This window comes from Pseudonocardia alni (assembly GCF_002813375.1).
GTDB lineage: Bacteria > Actinomycetota > Actinomycetes > Mycobacteriales > Pseudonocardiaceae > Pseudonocardia > Pseudonocardia alni.
The window spans coordinates 610,533-626,890 of the sequence record NZ_PHUJ01000003.1 but is presented as its reverse complement, the minus strand read 5'-3'; the positions used below and the strand labels follow the sequence as shown (position 1 = coordinate 626,890).

The following is a 16,358-nucleotide window of genomic DNA, read 5'->3' as shown; positions in this document are numbered from 1 at the left end:
GTGGTGGTGGTGTCGGTGGGTCGGGTCGACCTACAGATGCTTGTACACGTCCTCGAGGGTGAGCCCCCGCTGGAGCATGATCACCTGCAGCCGGTACAGCAGCTGCGAGATCTCCTCGGCCAGCTCGTCGTCGCCCTGGTACTCGGCGGCGATCCAGACCTCACCGGCCTCCTCGAGCACCTTCTTGCCCTGGGCGTGCACCCCGGCGTCCAGCGCGGCGACGGTCCCCGAACCGGCCGGCCGCTCCTGGGCCTTGGCCTGCAGCTCGGCGAACAAGTCGTCGAATGTCTTCACGGGTACCAGTGTGAACGGTGACCCACGCCGCACGCCGGGCGCATCCGGGGCGGTAAGCCGTGTGGGCAACGGACCGCGCCGGATGGTTCACCCGGAGTGAGCAAGACCAGGTCGGAGTGCCGCTCGTCGCCGCGAACGGCCCGCTCACACCGGCCCTTGGGCCGTTCAGCGGGCCCGGACCTCCGCGAGGACCGCCCCGAGCTCGGCCGGCCCGATCCCGGCGAGGGTCTCGCGCAGCACCCGGCGCGGACCGGCGGGCACCTCGAGCTCACAGGGCACCACCAGCACCGCGCAGCCGGCCCGCTCGGCCGACAGCGCACCCGTCGGCGAGTCCTCCACCGCGACGCAGTCGCGCGGTTCGACCCCGAGCAGCTCGGCGCCGCGCCGGTAGGGCTCGGGCTGCGGCTTGGGCTCGCGCACCTCGTCGCCGGGCACGACGGCGGCGAAGTGCTCCCGGCCCAGGGTCCCCAGCGCCCGCTCCACCAGCACCCGGATGGTGTTGGTGACGAGCGCGGTCGGGATGCCCGCCTCGCGCAGGGCGCCGAGCAGCTCCCGGGCACCGGGCCGCCACGGCACGCCGTGGGAGAACAGCTCCCCGGCGCGGTCGTAGAGCCACTCGCCGGTCTCGCGGTACTCGTCGGCGGGGATCGTGCCGGGGTCGCGCCCGGCCTCCCGGAAGCAGATCCGCAGCGACGAGTCGAGCGAGCCGCCGACGGACTCCAGCCGGGCCTCGAGGCTCAGCTCCGGGGCGCCGAGGTGCTTCATGAGGTCGTTGAGGGCGACCTCCCACACCTTCTCCGAGTCGATCAGGGTGCCGTCCATGTCCAGCAGCACGCCCGCGGGCCGGGTCGTCGTCGGCTCAGGCATCGGGGGTGTACCCCAGGTTCGGGCGCAGCCACTTCTCGACGACGGCGACGTCCACGCCGAGCCGGCCGGCGTAGTCGGCGACCTGGTCGGACCCGATCCGGCCGACGGTGAAGTACCGCGACTCCGGGTGGGCGAACATCATGCCGCTGACCGCGGCCGCCGGGGTCATGGCGAAGGACTCGGTGAGCCCCACGCCGGTCTCCTCGGCGCCCAGCAGGTCGAACAGCGGCCGCTTGAGCGTGTGGTCCGGGCAGGCCGGGTAGCCGAACGCGGGACGGATGCCCCGGAACCGCTCGGCGTGCAGGTCCTCGACGGCCTGGTTCGCGTCGGGCTCGAACCACTCGCGGCGGGCCTGCCGGTGGGCGTACTCGGCGAAGGCCTCGGCGAGCCGGTCGGCCAGCGCCTTCACCATGATCGCCTTGTAGTCGTCGAGCGCGGTCTCGAACTCGGCGGCCATGTCCTCGGCGCCGTGGATGGACACCGCGAACGCGCCGAGGTGGTCCCCGTCGGGCGCCACGTAGTCGGCGAGGCTGCGGTTGGCCCGCCCCTTCGGCTTGACGGTCTGCTGTCGCAGCATCGGCAGCCGCACGTCACCGCCGTCGGGTGAGATCACGATGTCCTCGCCCTCGGCGCGGGCCGGCCAGAAGCCGTAGACGCCGCGGGCGGTGAACCGGTCCTCGGCGATGATCTGGTCGAGCATCGCGTTGGCGTCGTCGTAGAGCTCCTTGGCGACGGGCGAGTTCAGGATCTGCGGGAACTTGCCCTTCAGCTCCCAGGCCAGGAACAGGAACTGCCAGTCGATCAGCTCGCGGAGTTCGGCGATCGTGGGCTCGCACGGGCGGACCCCGGTGAACTCGGGGACGGGCAGCTCACCGAAGTCGATGCTCTCGCGGTTGGCGACGGCGTCGGCGAAGGGCAGCAGCGGCTTGGCCTGCCGGCCCTCGTGCTGCTCGCGCAGCCGCTGCTGGTCGGCGTCGTTGCGCCGGGACAGGACCTCGGCGCGGTCGTCGTCGAGCAGGTCCGACACGACCCCGACGACCCGGGAGGCGTCCAGGACGTGCAGGACGTCGCCCTGGTACTGCTGGGCGATCTTCACCGCGGTGTGCTGGCGGGAGGTCGTGGCCCCGCCGATGAGCAGCGGCAGCTTCAGGCCGCGCCGCTCCATCTCGGTGGCCACGCTCACCATCTCGTCGAGCGAGGGGGTGATCAGGCCGGACAACCCGACGACGTCGGCGCCCTCGGCGACGGCGGTGTCGAGGATGGTCTGCGCGGGCACCATCACGCCGAGGTCGATGACCTCGTAGCTGTTGCAGCCCAGCACGACCCCGACGATGTTCTTGCCGATGTCGTGCACGTCGCCCTTGACCGTGGCCATGACGACCTTGCCGTGCCCGCGGGCGTCGATCTCGCCGCGGGCCTTGGCCTCCTCCTTCTCCTTCTCCATGAAGGGCTCGAGGTAGGCGACGGCGCGCTTCATGACGCGGGCGGACTTCACGACCTGGGGCAGGAACATCTTGCCGTCGCCGAACAGGTCGCCGACGACCTTCATGCCGTCCATCAGCGGGCCCTCGATGACGTCGAGCGGCCGCGTGGCCTGCGCGCGGGCCTCCTCGGTGTCGGCCTCGACGAAGTCGACGATGCCGTGCACGAGCGCGTGCGACAGGCGGGCGCGGACGTCGGCCTCCCGCCAGGACAGGTCGACCTTGCGCTGGGTGCCCTCGCCCTTGAACCGGTCGGCGTTCTCCACGAGCCGGTCGGTGGCGTCGGGGCGGCGGTTGAACAGGACGTCCTCGACCATCTCGAGCAGGTCGGCCGGGATGTCCTGGTAGACCGCGAGCTGGCCGGCGTTGACGATCCCCATGTCCAGGCCGGCCTTGATGGCGTGGAACAGGAAGGCCGAGTCCATGGCCTCGCGGACGACGTTGTTGCCGCGGAAGGCGAAGGACAGGTTCGAGACACCACCGGAGATGTGGGCGCCGGGGCAGCGCTCCTTGATCCGCGGGCAGGCCTCGATGAAGTCCTTCGCGTAGTCGTTGTGCTCCTCCATGCCGGTGGCGATGGCGAGGATGTTCGGGTCGAAGATGATGTCGTGCGGGTCGAGCCCGGCCTTCTCGACGAGCAGGTCGTAGGCGCGGCCGCAGATCTCGACCTTGCGGTCGGCGGTGTCGGCCTGGCCGGTCTCGTCGAAGGCCATGACCACCACGCCCGCGCCGTAGGCCTTGACCTTGCGGGCCTGCTCCAGGAAGGGCTCCTCGCCCTCCTTGAGGCTGATCGAGTTGACGACGCCCTTGCCCTGCACGCACTGCAGGCCCGCCTCGATCACCGACCACCGCGAGCTGTCGATCATGATCGGCAGTCGGGCGACCTCGGGCTCGGTGGCCAGCAGGTTGAGGAAGGTGCGCATCTCGTCGGCGGACTCGAGCAGGTCGGCGTCCATGTTGACGTCGAGCATGTTCGCGCCGCCGCGGACCATGTCCAGCGCGACGTCGAGCGCGCCGTTGTAGTCCTTCGACTCGATGAGCCTGCGGAACCGCTTGGAGCCGGTGACGTTGGTCCGCTCACCGATCATCACGAAACCGGTGTCGGGGCCGATCTCGAAGCGCTCCAGGCCGGAGAAGCGGGTGCGCTGCGGGGCCTCGGTCGGCACCCGCGGCGGCAGCCCCTTGACCCGGTCGGCGATGTGGCGGATGTGCTCCGGCCCGGTGCCGCAGCAGCCGCCGACGATGTTCACCAGCCCGGACTCGGCGAACTCCTTGAGGAAGTCCGCGGTCTGCTCGGGGGTCTCGTCGTAGCCGCCGAAGGCGTTCGGCAGGCCCGCGTTGGGGTAGGTCGCGACGAACGCGTCGCTGATCTCGGCGAGCGCGACGGCGTGCGGGCGCATCTCGTCGGCGCCCAGTGCGCAGTTCAGCCCGACGACGAGCGGCGCGGCGTGGCGCACGGAGGTCCAGAACGCGTCGACGGTCTGCCCGGACAGCGTGCGCCCGGAGCGGTCGACGATGGTCACCGAGATCCACACCGGAAGGTGCGGGGCGACGTCGTGCGCGGCCTGCAACGCGGCCTTCGAGTTCAACGTGTCGAAGATGGTCTCGATCAGCAGGACGTCGACGCCGCCGGAGTCCAGCGCGGCGATCTGCTGGGCGTAGGAGTCGTAGACCTGCTCGTAGGACACCGCACGGTAGGCGGGGTCGTCGACCTTCGGCGACAGCGACAGCGTGACGTTCAGCGGACCGATGGAGCCGGCCACCCACTTGGGCTCGCCGGTGGCCTTCTCGGCCTCGTCGGCGGCCTCGCGGGCCAGCCGCGCCGCGGCCACGTTCATCTCGTCGACCTTCGACTCCAGGCCGTAGTCCGCCTGGCCGATCGTGGTCGCGGTGAAGGTGTTGGTCGTCGTCAGGTCGGCGCCCGCGTCGAAGTAGTTGCGGTGCGCCTGGAGGATCAGGTCCGGACGGGTGAGGTTGAGCAGGTCCGGGTCGCCGTTGGTGTCCTTGGGGTGGCCGTGCAGCCAGTCCGCGGAGTAGTCCTCCGGGGTCAGGCCGAGGCCCTGGATGACGGTGCCCCACGCCCCGTCGATGACGCCGATGCGCCGACCCAGCAGCTCCGTCAGCTGCTCGGTCCGCCGGGCCGCTCGCTCGACCCGTTCGGGGTCGATCGGGCGGGTCGTGCTGTGGTCGTCCGAAGAGATGCCCACCGAGTGATCCGCTCCCGTCGTAGCTGACACGATCAACCACGGTACCTGGTGACGGGGAGGGAACCCGGCCGTGCGCCCGCGGGGTCGTAGGCTGGGGCGATGACCGACCGAGAGCCGAGCACCACGGGCGGCGACAGCACTCCGCACCTGGTCGACCCGGTCCTCATCGCGGCGTTCGAGGGCTGGAACGACGCCGGTGAGGCCGCGAGCACCGCGCTGGAGCACCTCGAGCTCAGCTGGGACGCGAAGCCTCTGACCTCGATCGATCCCGAGGAATACTACGACTTCCAGGTCACGCGCCCGCACGTCAAGCTCGCCGACGGCGTCACCCGGCGGATCGAGTGGCAGACCACGCGGCTGTCGTGGGCGACGCTGCCGGGCACCGACCGGCATGTCGTCCTGGTGAACGGGATCGAGCCGAACCTGCGCTGGAAGACGTTCTGCGCGGAACTGGTGGGCCACGCGGAGCGTCTCGGCGTGACGAAGGTCATCACATTGGGAGCCCTGCTCACCGAGGTCCCGCACACCCGACCGACGCCGGTGAACGGCACCTCCTGGGACGCGGAGTCGCAGAAGGCGATGGGCACCGAGCCGTCGAACTACGAGGGCCCGACCGGGATCGTCGCGGTCTTCCAGCAGGCCTGCGTGCAGGCCGGCATCCCGGCCGTCTCCTACTGGGCCGAGGTGCCGCACTACGTCTCGCAGGCCCAGGTCCCGAAGGCCGCGGTCGCGCTGCTGCACCGGATCGAGGAGTCCCTCGACGTCGAGGTGCCGCTCGGCGTCCTGCCGGAGAAGGCCGAGGAGTGGGAGCGGACCGTGTCGGAGATGGCCGACGCCGACGACGAGGTCCGCGAGTACGTGCGCCAGCTGGAGGAGCAGGCCTCGGAGTCCGACGACGAGGAGGCCCGCACCGAGCTGCGCGAGACCTCCGGGGACTCCATCGCGGCGGACTTCGAGCGCTACCTGCGCCGCCGCGGCCCCAACTCCTGACGGGCCGCGGCTCGTGGTGGCGCTGCGCCGGGCGGCGCTGTACCTGGGCGCCTTCCTCGGGCCCTTCGGCGGTGGCCTGACCGCGGCGATGCTGCCGGAGCTGGGCGCCGACTTCGGCGTCCCGACGGCGACGGCGTCGGTGTCGATCACCGCGTACCTGCTGCCGTTCGCCGGGGTCATGCTCGTCTCGGGCACCCTCGGAGACCGCTGGGGACGGGGGCGCACCGTCGTCGCCGGGTACGCGCTCTACGTCGTCGCCTCGCTGGCCTGCGTGCTGGCGGTGTCCTGGCCGGTCTTCCTGGCCGGGCGGGCGCTGCAGGGTGTCGCGAACGCGTTCACCACCCCGGTTCTGCTGGCGGCGCTGGCCGCCGCGGTGGAGCCGGACCGGCTGGGCCGGGCGCTGGGCTGGTTCGGGTCGCTGCAGGCGGCCGGGCAGACCTCGGCGCCGCTGGTGGGCGGGCTGGGCGCCGAGGTGGACTGGCGGCTGGCGTTCGGCGGAGCCGCCGCCGTGGCTCTGCTGCTCGCCGTCGTGGGCATCCCGTCCGGCGGGTCCCGGGGGAACGCCGGGGAACGCCCCCGGCTGCGGTCGGCCTGGACCGGGCCGGTGCTGCGGCTGGGGCTCGTCGCCGGGCTGGGCTGGGGCTGTCTCGCCGGGCTCAACTTCCTGCTCGCGCTGCGGCTGGAGGAGTTCTTCGGGCTCGGTGCCGGGCCGCGTGGGCTGGTGCTGACCGCGCTCGGCATCGCCGGGATCCTCACCGCTCGGCTGATCGGTGGCGCGGTGGACCGGGTCGGGCCGCGGCGCTGCGTCCTGACCGGCGCGATCGGCGGCGGGGTGCTGGTCGCCCTGATCGGCGCCGTGCCGGTGCTGGGCGTCGTCGTGGCGCTCTGGGCACTGGGCGGGATCTGCAGCCAGCTGATCCTCGTCGGGGTGAACGCCCTGGTCCTGGGGTCGGGCAGACCGAACAGCGGCGGCGCGGTGTCGGTGGTGCAGGCGGTGCGCTTCGCCGGGACCGCGGCGTCGCCGGTGGTGGTCACGCCCGTCTACCACGCAGATCCGCTGGCGGGATTCCTCGTGCCGGCGGCGCTGCTCGCCGCGGGGGTGCCGACGGTGCTCACCGGGGTCCGCACCCGGCGCCGCCCGGACGGATCCGGGCCCCCGGAACCGTCCTGACCCGGCCCGGGACGCAGCGATCGTCCCGACGGGCCGGGACGGACCGACCCTCCCGGCCGGGACCCGGATGTGGCGCACCGGGTCGACGCCGCGGACCGGGCACGCGCGGAGGGTCTCGGTCCCTGACCGGGCGAGCCGGTCAGTGCCGCGCGGCGTGCGCCCGCAGGTCGTCGAGGTCGACCCACTCGAGGGTGCGGGCGTGCGTCGCCTCGAGCACCACCGGCGGTGCGGCGCCCTCACGCAGCGCCTCGGCCCAGCGGCTCGCGCACAGGCACCACCGGTCCCCCGGCACCAGGCCGGGGAACCCGAACCGCGGGTTCGGGGTCGTCAGGTCGTTGCCCTGCTCGCGGGAGAAGTCGAGGAACTCGGCGGTGACGCGGGCGCAGACGGTGTGCACGCCCGCGTCCTCGCCCCCGGTGTCGCAGCATCCGTTGCGGTAGAAGCCGGTGAGCGGATCGGTCCCGCAGGTCTCCAGCTCACCGCCCAGCACGTTGAGGGCCATCCGTGGAGTCTCCCGGCCGGGCGCCCGCCCTGCCGGTCGGGACGGGTACCGGACCGGCTACAGGTTCACGCCGAGCAGCGCGTCCAGCGCGGTGCGCACCTGCTGGGGGGCCGCGGTGTCGGTACCGCGGCGGGTGAGCGCCTCCTCGGCCCAGGCGTCGACGGCGGCGAGCGCACCGGGGGTGTCGAGGTCGTCGGCGAGGTGGGTCCGCAGCTTCGCGACCAGCTCGGCCGCGTCCGGCCCGGCGTCGAGGCCGACGGCCTCGCGCCAGCGGGTCACCCGTCGGTCGCCCTTCGCGTGCACCTCGTCGGTCCAGGACCGGTCGGTGCGGTAGTGCCCGTCGAGCAGGGCGACCCGGATGACGTTCGGGTCCACGCGGGCGTTGCGCAGCTTGGAGACGAAGACCAGGTTGCCCTTGGACTTCGACATCTTCTCGCCGTCGAGGCCGATCATGCCGGTGTGCACGTAGTGCCGGGCGAACGGGTGCTCACCGGTGAGGGACTCGGTGTGCAGGGCGCCGCACTCGTGGTGCGGGAAGATCAGGTCCGAGCCGCCGCCGTTGAGGTCGATCTGCGGGCCGAGCCGGTTCAGGCCGATCGCGGCGCACTCCACGTGCCAGCCGGGGCGACCGCGGCCGAGGCCGGAGTCCCAGGCGGGCTCGCCGGGGCGCGCGGTGCGCCACAGCAGCGGGTCGAGCCGATTGCGCTTGCCCGGCCGGTCCGGGTCGCCGCCGCGCTCGGCGGAGAACCTCAGCATGGTGTCCAGGTCGTAGTTCGACTCGTAGCCGAAGTGCCCGGTGGCGGTGACGTCGTGGTAGACGTCGGGGTACTCCGGGTCGTCGATCCGGTAGGCCGCGCCGGCGGCGACGAGCTTCTCGACCAGCTCGGCGATCTCGGGGATCGCCTCGACGGCACCGACGAACTGGCGGGGCGGCAGAACGCGCAGCGCCTCCATGTCCTCGCGGAACAGGGCGGTCTCGCGCAGGCCCAGCACGACCCAGTCGTCCTGGTCGCGCTCGGCGCGCTCCAGCAGCGGCTCGTCGATGTCGGTGACGTTCTGGACGTAGTGCACGTCGTGGCCGAGGTCGCGCCAGTAGCGGTTGACCAGGTCGAACGTCAGGTAGGTGGCGGCGTGGCCGAGGTGGGTCGCGTCGTAGGGGGTGATCCCGCAGACGTACATCGTCGCGACCGGGCCCGGCGCCGTGGGCCGGACCCGGCCGGTGGCGGTGTCGTGCAGGCGCAGCGGCGGGCCGCTGCCCTCCAGTGCCGGGACGTCGGTCGGGGCCCAGGTCTCCATGCGGTCAAACCTACCTAGCTCTCGGAAGCGGTCACGCATGCGAACGCGCGGCGTCCGTCGCAGATTCCGGTGCGGGACGGGGTGCCGGTCACCACCACTCGACGTCGAGCTTGGCCTCGATGTCGCGGACGTGCCTGCGTGCGCAGGCCGGGCACAGCCGGCCGTCGCGGTCGCGCTCGTCGCGGTCGGTCACCCAGCCCGCGACGGCGGCGACCCCGGCGTCGTCGGGACCGGGGGCGTCGCAGAGACGGCAGGCGGACGGCGTCACGCCCGCGATGGTGCTCCGGCGGCCCGGTCGGTGTCGAGCGCCGCGCGGCGCCGGCCGACCCGGTCGGCGATCATCGCGCACGCCATCAGCTGGATCTGGTGGAACAGCATGAGCGGCAGCACCACCAGCGCCCCGGCGGGGCCGCCGAACAGCACACCGGCGATCGGCAGCCCGCTGGCCAGCGACTTCTTCGACCCGCAGAACACGATCGCGATGCGGTCGGCGTCGTCGAAACCGAGCGCGCGGGCCCCGAGCGAGGTCACCACGAGCGCCAGCGCGAGCAGCAGCAGGCAGATCCCGAGCAGCACGAGCAGCGAGACCGGGGTGAGCCGTCCCCAGATCCCGGCGACGACGCCCTCGCTGAACGCGGCGTAGACGACGAGCAGGATCGACCCGCGGTCCACCAGCGACAGCCGCTTCCTGTGCCGGGCCACGAACCGGCCGATGAGCGGCCGTGCGGCCTGCCCGGCGAGGAAGGGCACCAGCAGGCGCAGCGCGATGTCACCGAAGCTCGACGCGTCGAACCCGCCGCTGGTGGCCAGCAGCAGCGCGGCCAGCACAGGGGTGAGGACCACCCCGAGCACGTTCGACACCGACGCCGCGACGATCGCGGCGGGCACGTTGCCGCGGGCGATGCCGGTGAAGGCGATCGAGGACTGCACGGTCGACGGCAGACAGCACAGGAACACGACGCCGGCGGCGAGCGGTGCGGGCAGCAGCCACTCCGGCAGCAGCAGCACCGACAGGCCGAGCAATGGGAACAGCACGAACGTCGCCGCCAGGACGGTGCCGTGCAGCCGCCAGTTCCGCAGCCCGCCCAGCGCCTCGGCGGCGGAGAGGCGGGCGCCGTAGAGGAAGAACAGCAAGGCGATCGCGGCGGTGACGGCGACGTCGACGACCCCGACCATCGCGCCGCGCGCGGGGAACAGCGACGCGACGCCGACGGTCACGAGGAGCAACACCAGGAACGGATCGGGACGGACTCGCATGGGTTCCATCCTGCAAGCCGTCCGCCCATCGGGAAACCAACTGATCACCATGACTGTGTCCGCGATCTATGATGACCGGATGCTCGACCCCGTCCAGCTGCGGTCGTTCGCCGCCGTCGCGCGTGCCCGCAGCTTCACCCGGGCCGCCGCCACGCTCGGCGTCGGACAGTCCACCGTGAGCCAGCACGTGCGGCGCCTGGAGGCGACGGTCGGCCGCCCGCTGCTCGACCGCGACACCCACTCGGTGTCGCTCACCGTCGACGGCGAGGCGATGCTGGAGTTCGCCGCCACCATCCTCGACGCGGGTGACCGGGCGATGGCCCACTTCCGGGCGTCGCGGGTGCACGGCCGGGTGCGGTTCGGGGTGTCGGAGGACCTGGTCCTGACCCGGCTGCCCGCGGTGCTCGCGGACTTCCGCCGCCGCCACCCCGAGGTCGACCTGGAGCTGACCGTCGGTCTGGCCGGCGGGCTCGAACACCGCCTCGACGCCGGGGAGCTGGACCTGATGTTCGCCAAGCGCCTCCCCGGCCCCGACGACGGCCGGCTGGTCGTCCGCCGCGACCGCTTCGTCTGGGTCGGGGCGCCCGGACTTCCGCTCGGCCCCGGCGACCCGGTACCGGTCGTCGCCTACCCCCCGCCGAGCCTGTCGCGCACCGCCGCCGTCGGGGCCCTGGAGGCGGTCGGGCGGCCGTGGCGGATGGCCTGCACCAGCGGCAGCCTGTCCGGCCTGCGGGCCGCCGCCCTCGCCGGTCTGGGTGTGCTCGCGCACGCCGCGACGCTGGTCCCCGACGGGCTGGAGGTCGTCGGGGACCGTGCCGGGCTGCCCGAGCTGGGCCCGGTCGAGCTGGTGCTCGCGCACGGACGGCGGCGCAGCGACCCGGCCGAGGCGCTGGTCCGCAGCATCCGCACCGCAGACCTCCGTCCGGAGTCGTGGACACCCCCGAACGGCGGCTAGGGTCCCGGGCCGTGCGCCGCCTGCCGATCGTCCTGCTGCTCGCGATGCTGGTCGCCGGATGCGGTGCGCCCGCCGCACCGGGGTCCCCGACGCTGGACCGGGTCGCGGCGTCGCACGTGCTGCGGGTCTGCTCGACCGGGGACTACCGGCCGCTGACCGCACTGGCCGCGGACGGCACCTGGTCCGGGATCGACGTCGACATGGCCCGCGACCTCGCCGCCGAGCTCGGTGCCCGCGCCGAGCTGGTCCGCACGACCTGGGCGACCCTGCTCGACGACGTCGTCGCCGGGCGCTGCGACATCGCCGTCGGTGGCGTCTCGGTCACCCCGGACCGCGCGGAGCGGGCCGTGTTCACCGAGCCCTACCTGCGCGACGGCAAGACGCCGATCGCGCGCTGCCCCGACGTCGCCCGCTACGGCACGGTCGCCGACATCGACCGGCCCGGCGTCCGGGTCGTGGTGAACCCGGGCGGGACCAACGAGCGCTTCGCCCGGGAGACCTTCACCCGCGCGACGATCGTGGACCACCCGGACAACTCCACGATCTTCGACGAGATCGTGGCCGGTCGCGCGGACCTGATGGTCACCGACGCGATCGAGACCCGCTGGCAGGCCGCACAGCACCCCGGGGTGCTGTGCGCGGTGCACCCCGACGCCCCGTTCACCGCGTCGGAGAAGGCCTACCTGACCCCGGCCGGCGACCCGTCCTTCACCGAGCGGGTGAACACCTGGCTGCGCGCGGCGCGCACCGACGGCACCTGGGACCGCCTCGCCCGCCCCTGGCTCGGCTGAGTCCACACCCCCTGCCGGGCGGCCACACCCGTCACGACAGGTGTGGCCGCCGGGGAACGGGTGTGGCTGTCGGACCCCCGTGCGACGGTGCGGGCATGCGCATCGTGGTGACGACACCGACCGGCACCGTCGGCTCCCGGTTGCTGCGCCTGCTCCTCCAGGCCGGGCTGCACCCGGTGGCCCTGCTCCGCGACCCGGCCCGGCTGCCCCCGGACCTCGCCGGGCTGGTCGAGCCGGTGGTCGCGGACCAGACCGACGCCGACGCCGTCGTCGGCGCCACGCTCGGCGCGGACCGGCTGTACTGGGTGAACCCGCCCGCACCGCCCGGCACCGACCCGCTCGCCCACCAGGGAGCCTGCGCCGCAGTCGTCGCGGAGGCCGTGCGCTGCAACGGGATCGGCGCGACGGTGCTGCAGAGCAGCGGTGGCGCGGAGCTGCGCCGCGGCGCCGGGGACATCGACGGCCTGGCCGCGACCGAGCAGGCGCTCGACGCGACCGGCGCCCCGGTGCTGCACCTGCGGTGCGGCTACTTCATGTCGAACCTGCTGATGTCGGCCGACGAGATCGCCGGCGGGACGCTGTCGACGCCGTGGCCGCTCGATCACCCGCTGCCCTGGGTCGCGCCCGGTGACGTCGCCGCCGTCGCCGCGGTGCGGCTGCTCGGGCCGGTGTGGTCGGGGCGGTTGGTACAGGCCGTGCACGGGCCGGCGGACCTGACGTTCGACGACGCCGCGGCAGTGCTCACCGGGGTACTCGGCCACCCGGTCCGCGCGACGCACCTGCCCCGCGACGGGTTCCGGTCGATGCTGGCCGGCCTCGGCATGACGGCACCGGAGATCGACGCGGTCGCCGGGATGGCCGAACGCCTCTCGGCCCCCGGGTACCTCCCCGAGCAGCGCCGCGACGCGGTGTCGACGACCCCCACGACGCTGCGCGCCTGGGCCGCGGAACACCTGACCCCCGGTCCCGCCTGATCCCACGGGTCCACCGGGTACCCGCAGCGTCCCGTCGTGTCCCACGGTGACCTGTCACGTGCCGCGGCGACCCGTCGCGTACCGCGGCGACCCACGCGTGGGGTGCCGGGGCACGCGACGGGTCGCCGCGCGGTCAGCCGGTGCGGCGGCGCAGGTAGTCCGAGACCACCTCCGCGCCGAGGCCGTCGAGGTCGGGCTGCACCACCCGTCCCCCGGCGCGGCGCGCGAGCCGGTTCACGAACGACAGCAGCCCCGGGTCGTCACCGAGCACGAAGAACGTGAACGCCGCGTCCATCCCGATCAGCCGGTCCAGGCCGTCCACCGTCGCCCGCAGCGTGTGCGGGCTGGGCGGGTAGTCGAAGAACGCCTCGCCGTCGGGTTCCAGGTGCGCGGTCGGCTCGCCGTCGGTCACCACCAGGACGACCGGCGTCGCGTCGGGCTGGCGGGCCAGCCGCTCCCGGGCCAGGAGCAGCGCGTGGTGCAGGTTGGTGCCCTGCATGTACACGCCCTCCAGCCCGATCAGCTCGGCCAGGTCCACGGTCTGCGCGTGCCGCCCGAAGGTGATCAGCGACAGGTCGTCGCCGCGGAACCGGGTGGAGATGAGCTGGTGCAGCGCCAGCGCGGTGCGCTTCATCGGCACCCAGCGCCCCTCGGCCACCATCGACCACGACGTGTCGACCAGCAGCGTCACCGCAGCCCGGGTGCGCTGCTCGGTCTCGACGATCTCGACGTCGGACACGTCGAGTGCCCGGTCGTCGCCGCCGGCGCGGCGCAGCTGGGCGTTGAGCAGCGTCCGCGGCACCGACCAGGCCTGGGTGTCGCCGAAGGCCCACGGCCGGGTCGACCCGGTCGCGTCGCCCGCCGCCCCGGCACGCCGGGTGTCGCGCTGCCCCTGCCGCCCGGAGATCCGGTCGGCGACGTCGCGCAGCACCGACTGCCCGAGCGTCCGCAGCGCCTTGGGCGAGAGCATCAGCGAGCCGTCGGGGGCGCGGCGGAACAGGTCCTGGCGCTGCAGCTCGCGTTCCAGCTCGGCCAGGGTGCGGGCGTCGGCGGCGGCCTCCGGGCCGAGCATCTCGGTGAGCGCGTCGAGGTCGATGTCCTCCATCCGCGCGCCCGGGTAGCTCTGCGCGAGCTGTTCGGCCAGGGCGTCGAGCTGCCCCAGCTCCTCCATCGCGCGGGTCCCCTCGCCCATGCCCATCGGGTTCTCGCCGCGGAAGTCGCCCTCCCCCGACCAGTCCTCGCCCGGGCGCAGGCCCTGCAGCTGGGCGTCGAGCCGGGCCAGCGACTCCGACAGCCGCGGGTCACCGAACGCCTGCTGGGCCAGCTCGGCCAGCTCGGCGCGCTGCTCGGCCGACATCGAGTTCATCATCCGCTGGGCCGCGGCGGCCCGGGCGGCGAGCGCGTCGACCAGCTCCTCGGTGTTCTGCGGGTTCTCCGGGAAGTGCTCGCCGTGCTTGCCCATGAACTCGGCGAACTGCTCGGTGGTGTCCTCGCCGCGGGCGTGCCGGTCGAGCAGGTCGTTGAGGTCGGCGAGCATCGCGTTGATCCGCTCGACGTCCTCCGGGGTGGCGTTCTGCATGGCCTGCTTCATGCCCTCGAAGCGCTGGTCGAGCAGCTCCCGGCCGAGCAGGTCGCGGATCTCCTGGTAGGCCTCGCGGGCGTCGGAGGAGCGCCAGTCGTACTCATTCAGCTCCCGCACCGAGCCGCCGGTGTCGGGCGGCAGGGCGTCGAGCTGCATCTCGCGGAACCGCGCGTCGTCGGAGTCCTCGTTGCCCAGCGCCTCGCGCTCGGCGTCGAGGGCCCGTTGCAGCAGCTCACGGACCTCCTGCAGCGTCCCGTCGATGCGGTTGTCGCGCTGCAGGTCCCGGCGCCGCTCCCACACCCGGCGGGTGAGGTCGTCGAGCCCGCGCCGCCCGTCGAGGCCACGACGGAGCAGCTCCTGCAGCGCCTGACGCGGCGAGGAGCCCTCCATGACGTCGCGGCCGATCTGGTCCATCGCCGCCCGGATGTCGTACGGCGGCGCCAGCGGGTCGGGCCCGCCCGCGTAGGGGCCGTAGGCGTACCGGCGGCGACGACGCCGGGGATCAGCCATACGACACCGTGTCACCGTCGTCGGACTCATCCTTGGCCAGCTTGCGGGTCAGGAACAGGTACTCCAGCGCCAGCTCCGCGGCCGAGGCCATCGGGCCCGGGTCCTCGGTGCCCGCGGCGCCGAGCTTCGCGGCGATCTCGGTCAGCGCGTCGACCCGCGGCAGGGCGGCGACGACGTGGCGGGCGGGGATGCGCTCGCCGGTGCGGACCGGGCGGGTGGACACCTCCACGGCCAGCTCGTCGAGGTCGACGCCGCGCAGCGCGAAGCGGGCGGTGTCGGCGGTCGCGCGGCGCAGCAGGTGCTCGAGCACCTCGTCCTCGCGGCCCTCCTCCCCCGACGCGAACTCGATCTTGCCGCGGAGCACGGCCGGGACCGACTCCAGGTCGACCGGGCGGGCGTAGGCCGTCTCCTCGCCGGTCAGCGCGGCACGGCGCAGCGCCGCGGCGGCGACGGTCTCGGCCGCGGCCACGGCGAACCGGGCCGACACCCCCGAGCCCTGGTCGACCGCGGACGAGTCGCGCAGGTGCCGGGTGAACCGGGCGACGACCTCGAGCAGGTGCCGCGGCACCTCGGCGACGAGGTCGGCCTCCTGCGCGACGAGCTCGACCTCGGGGGCCAGCTCCAGCGGGTAGTGGGTGCGGACCTCGGCGCCGAACCGGTCCTTGAGCGGGGTGATGATCCGCCCGCGGTTGGTGTAGTCCTCGGGGTTCGCACTGGCCACGAGCAGCACGTCCAGCGGCAGCCGCAGCGTGTAGCCGCGGACCTGGATGTCGCGCTCCTCCATCACGTTGAGCAACGCGACCTGGATGCGTTCGGCCAGGTCGGGCAGCTCGTTGATGGCGACGATGCCGCGATGGGACCGCGGGACGAGCCCGAAGTGGATGGTCTCGGGGTCGCCCAGCGAGCGGCCCTCGGCGACCTTGACCGGGTCGACGTCGCCGATCAGGTCGGCGACCGAGGTGTCGGGCGTGGCGAGCTTCTCGGTGTAGCGGTGGTCGCGGTGCACCCAGGCGACCGGCAGGTCGTCGCCGAACTCGGCGGCGCGCCGGATCGAGGCGGGCACGATCGGCTCGTAGGGGTGCTCGCCGATCTCGGAGCCCTCGATGACGGGGGTCCACTCGTCGAGCAGGCCGGCCAGCGACCGCAGCAGGCGGGTCTTGCCCTGGCCCCGCTCACCGAGCAGGACGAGGTCGTGGCCGGCGAGCAGCGCCCGCTCGAGCTGCGGGACGACGGTGTCGTCGAAGCCGACGATGCCGGGCCAGGGGTCGCGGCCCTCGCGCAGGGCCGCCAGGAGGTTGTCGCGGATCTCGTGCTTCACGGGTCGCTGTACGTGACCGGACGCACGCAGCGCACCGACGGTACGGGGAAGGTCAGGTGTGACGGGCACGATCTCCACGCTACGCCCGGTTCCGGACTGCAGCGCGTCGTCGCGGAACCGTGTTCCGCGGGCCGGACTGGAATCTGTCTGGTTGTACAGATAG

At 73.4% G+C, this 16,358-nt stretch carries 14 protein-coding genes; 5 read left to right on the top strand and 9 right to left on the bottom strand.

Annotation, left to right across the window (positions count from 1 at the left end):
- Positions 1 to 30 precede the first annotated feature (30 nt).
- The 3 genes from ATL51_RS04115 to metH form a co-directional block, all read right to left on the bottom strand.
- Positions 31 to 294 (bottom strand): phosphoribosyl-ATP diphosphatase, encoded by a 264-nt coding sequence (locus ATL51_RS04115; protein WP_062395155.1) that lies wholly within the window; start codon positions 292 to 294, stop codon positions 31 to 33.
- A gap of 165 nt (positions 295 to 459) precedes the next feature.
- Positions 460 to 1,161, bottom strand: coding sequence for an HAD family hydrolase (locus tag ATL51_RS04110; protein WP_073574819.1), 702 nt, complete (start codon positions 1,159 to 1,161; stop codon positions 460 to 462).
- Positions 1,154 to 4,810, bottom strand: coding sequence for a methionine synthase (gene metH / locus ATL51_RS04105; RefSeq protein WP_100880467.1), 3,657 nt, complete (start codon positions 4,808 to 4,810; stop codon positions 1,154 to 1,156). The genes ATL51_RS04110 and metH overlap by 8 nt, the downstream gene beginning before the upstream one ends.
- 138 nt (positions 4,811 to 4,948) lie before the next feature.
- Here metH and ATL51_RS04100 point away from each other — a divergent pair, with 138 nt between their 5' ends.
- The gene (locus tag ATL51_RS04100) at positions 4,949 to 5,839 is read left to right on the top strand and encodes a PAC2 family protein (RefSeq protein ID WP_100877717.1); all 891 of its coding nucleotides are present in this window, start codon (positions 4,949 to 4,951) and stop codon (positions 5,837 to 5,839) included.
- 13 nt (positions 5,840 to 5,852) lie between these two features.
- On the top strand, positions 5,853 to 7,010 hold the full coding sequence (locus tag ATL51_RS04095) for an MFS transporter (protein ID WP_100877716.1): 1,158 nt from the start codon (positions 5,853 to 5,855) through the stop codon (positions 7,008 to 7,010).
- Positions 7,011 to 7,149: 139 nt separating this feature from the next.
- Here ATL51_RS04095 and ATL51_RS04090 read toward each other — a convergent pair whose 3' ends face one another.
- The 4 genes from ATL51_RS04090 to ATL51_RS04075 all read right to left on the bottom strand — a co-directional run bounded on the left by ATL51_RS04090 (position 7,150) and on the right by ATL51_RS04075 (position 10,065).
- Positions 7,150 to 7,512, bottom strand: a complete 363-nt coding sequence (locus ATL51_RS04090) for a DUF2237 family protein (protein ID WP_073574817.1) — start codon at positions 7,510 to 7,512, stop codon at positions 7,150 to 7,152.
- 57 nt (positions 7,513 to 7,569) lie between these two features.
- A complete protein-coding gene (gene mshC, locus ATL51_RS04085) occupies positions 7,570 to 8,808 on the bottom strand; it encodes a cysteine--1-D-myo-inosityl 2-amino-2-deoxy-alpha-D-glucopyranoside ligase (protein WP_100877715.1) in 1,239 nt (412 codons plus the stop codon).
- An 88-nt stretch (positions 8,809 to 8,896) separates the two neighbouring features.
- Entirely contained in the window at positions 8,897 to 9,076 is a 180-nt protein-coding gene (locus ATL51_RS04080; protein ID WP_100877714.1) for a hypothetical protein, read from the bottom strand.
- Positions 9,073 to 10,065 (bottom strand): bile acid:sodium symporter family protein, encoded by a 993-nt coding sequence (locus ATL51_RS04075; RefSeq protein WP_301548881.1) that lies wholly within the window; start codon positions 10,063 to 10,065, stop codon positions 9,073 to 9,075. The genes ATL51_RS04080 and ATL51_RS04075 overlap by 4 nt, the downstream gene beginning before the upstream one ends.
- Before the next feature lie 79 nt (positions 10,066 to 10,144).
- Here ATL51_RS04075 and ATL51_RS04070 point away from each other — a divergent pair, with 79 nt between their 5' ends.
- The 3 genes from ATL51_RS04070 (at position 10,145) to ATL51_RS04060 (ending at position 12,785) form a co-directional block, all read left to right on the top strand.
- Positions 10,145 to 11,020: a LysR family transcriptional regulator gene (locus ATL51_RS04070; protein ID WP_073575310.1), complete on the top strand. Its 876-nt coding sequence runs from the start codon at positions 10,145 to 10,147 to the stop codon at positions 11,018 to 11,020.
- 11 nt (positions 11,021 to 11,031) lie between these two features.
- Positions 11,032 to 11,811, top strand: coding sequence for a transporter substrate-binding domain-containing protein (locus ATL51_RS04065; RefSeq protein ID WP_392567356.1), 780 nt, complete (start codon positions 11,032 to 11,034; stop codon positions 11,809 to 11,811).
- Between the two features lie 95 nt (positions 11,812 to 11,906).
- A complete protein-coding gene (locus tag ATL51_RS04060) occupies positions 11,907 to 12,785 on the top strand; it encodes an NAD(P)H-binding protein (RefSeq protein WP_100877712.1) in 879 nt (292 codons plus the stop codon).
- A 133-nt stretch (positions 12,786 to 12,918) separates the two neighbouring features.
- On the opposite strand, the gene ATL51_RS04055 is transcribed toward ATL51_RS04060, so the two are convergent.
- Together ATL51_RS04055 and ATL51_RS04050 are read right to left on the bottom strand one after the other, a co-directional pair.
- Entirely contained in the window at positions 12,919 to 14,877 is a 1,959-nt protein-coding gene (locus ATL51_RS04055) for a vWA domain-containing protein (protein ID WP_100877711.1), read from the bottom strand.
- Positions 14,870 to 16,264 carry a sigma 54-interacting transcriptional regulator gene (locus tag ATL51_RS04050; protein WP_100880465.1) on the bottom strand — a complete coding sequence of 465 codons (1,395 nt, stop codon included), beginning with the start codon at positions 16,262 to 16,264 and terminating at the stop codon, positions 14,870 to 14,872. The genes ATL51_RS04055 and ATL51_RS04050 overlap by 8 nt, the downstream gene beginning before the upstream one ends.
- Positions 16,265 to 16,358: the final 94 nt, after the last annotated feature.

Coding starts and splice junctions, on each gene's coding strand:
- ATL51_RS04110 (WP_073574819.1), bottom strand. CDS start 1,161: ATGCCTGAGCCGACGACGACCCGGCCCGCGGGCGTGCTGCTGGACATG.
- ATL51_RS04100 (WP_100877717.1), top strand. CDS start 4,949: ATGACCGACCGAGAGCCGAGCACCACGGGCGGCGACAGCACTCCGCAC.
- ATL51_RS04090 (WP_073574817.1), bottom strand. CDS start 7,512: ATGGCCCTCAACGTGCTGGGCGGTGAGCTGGAGACCTGCGGGACCGAT.
- mshC (WP_100877715.1), bottom strand. CDS start 8,808: ATGGAGACCTGGGCCCCGACCGACGTCCCGGCACTGGAGGGCAGCGGC.
- ATL51_RS04075 (WP_301548881.1), bottom strand. CDS start 10,065: ATGCGAGTCCGTCCCGATCCGTTCCTGGTGTTGCTCCTCGTGACCGTC.
- ATL51_RS04070 (WP_073575310.1), top strand. CDS start 10,145: ATGCTCGACCCCGTCCAGCTGCGGTCGTTCGCCGCCGTCGCGCGTGCC.
- ATL51_RS04060 (WP_100877712.1), top strand. CDS start 11,907: ATGCGCATCGTGGTGACGACACCGACCGGCACCGTCGGCTCCCGGTTG.
- ATL51_RS04055 (WP_100877711.1), bottom strand. CDS start 14,877: ATGGCTGATCCCCGGCGTCGTCGCCGCCGGTACGCCTACGGCCCCTAC.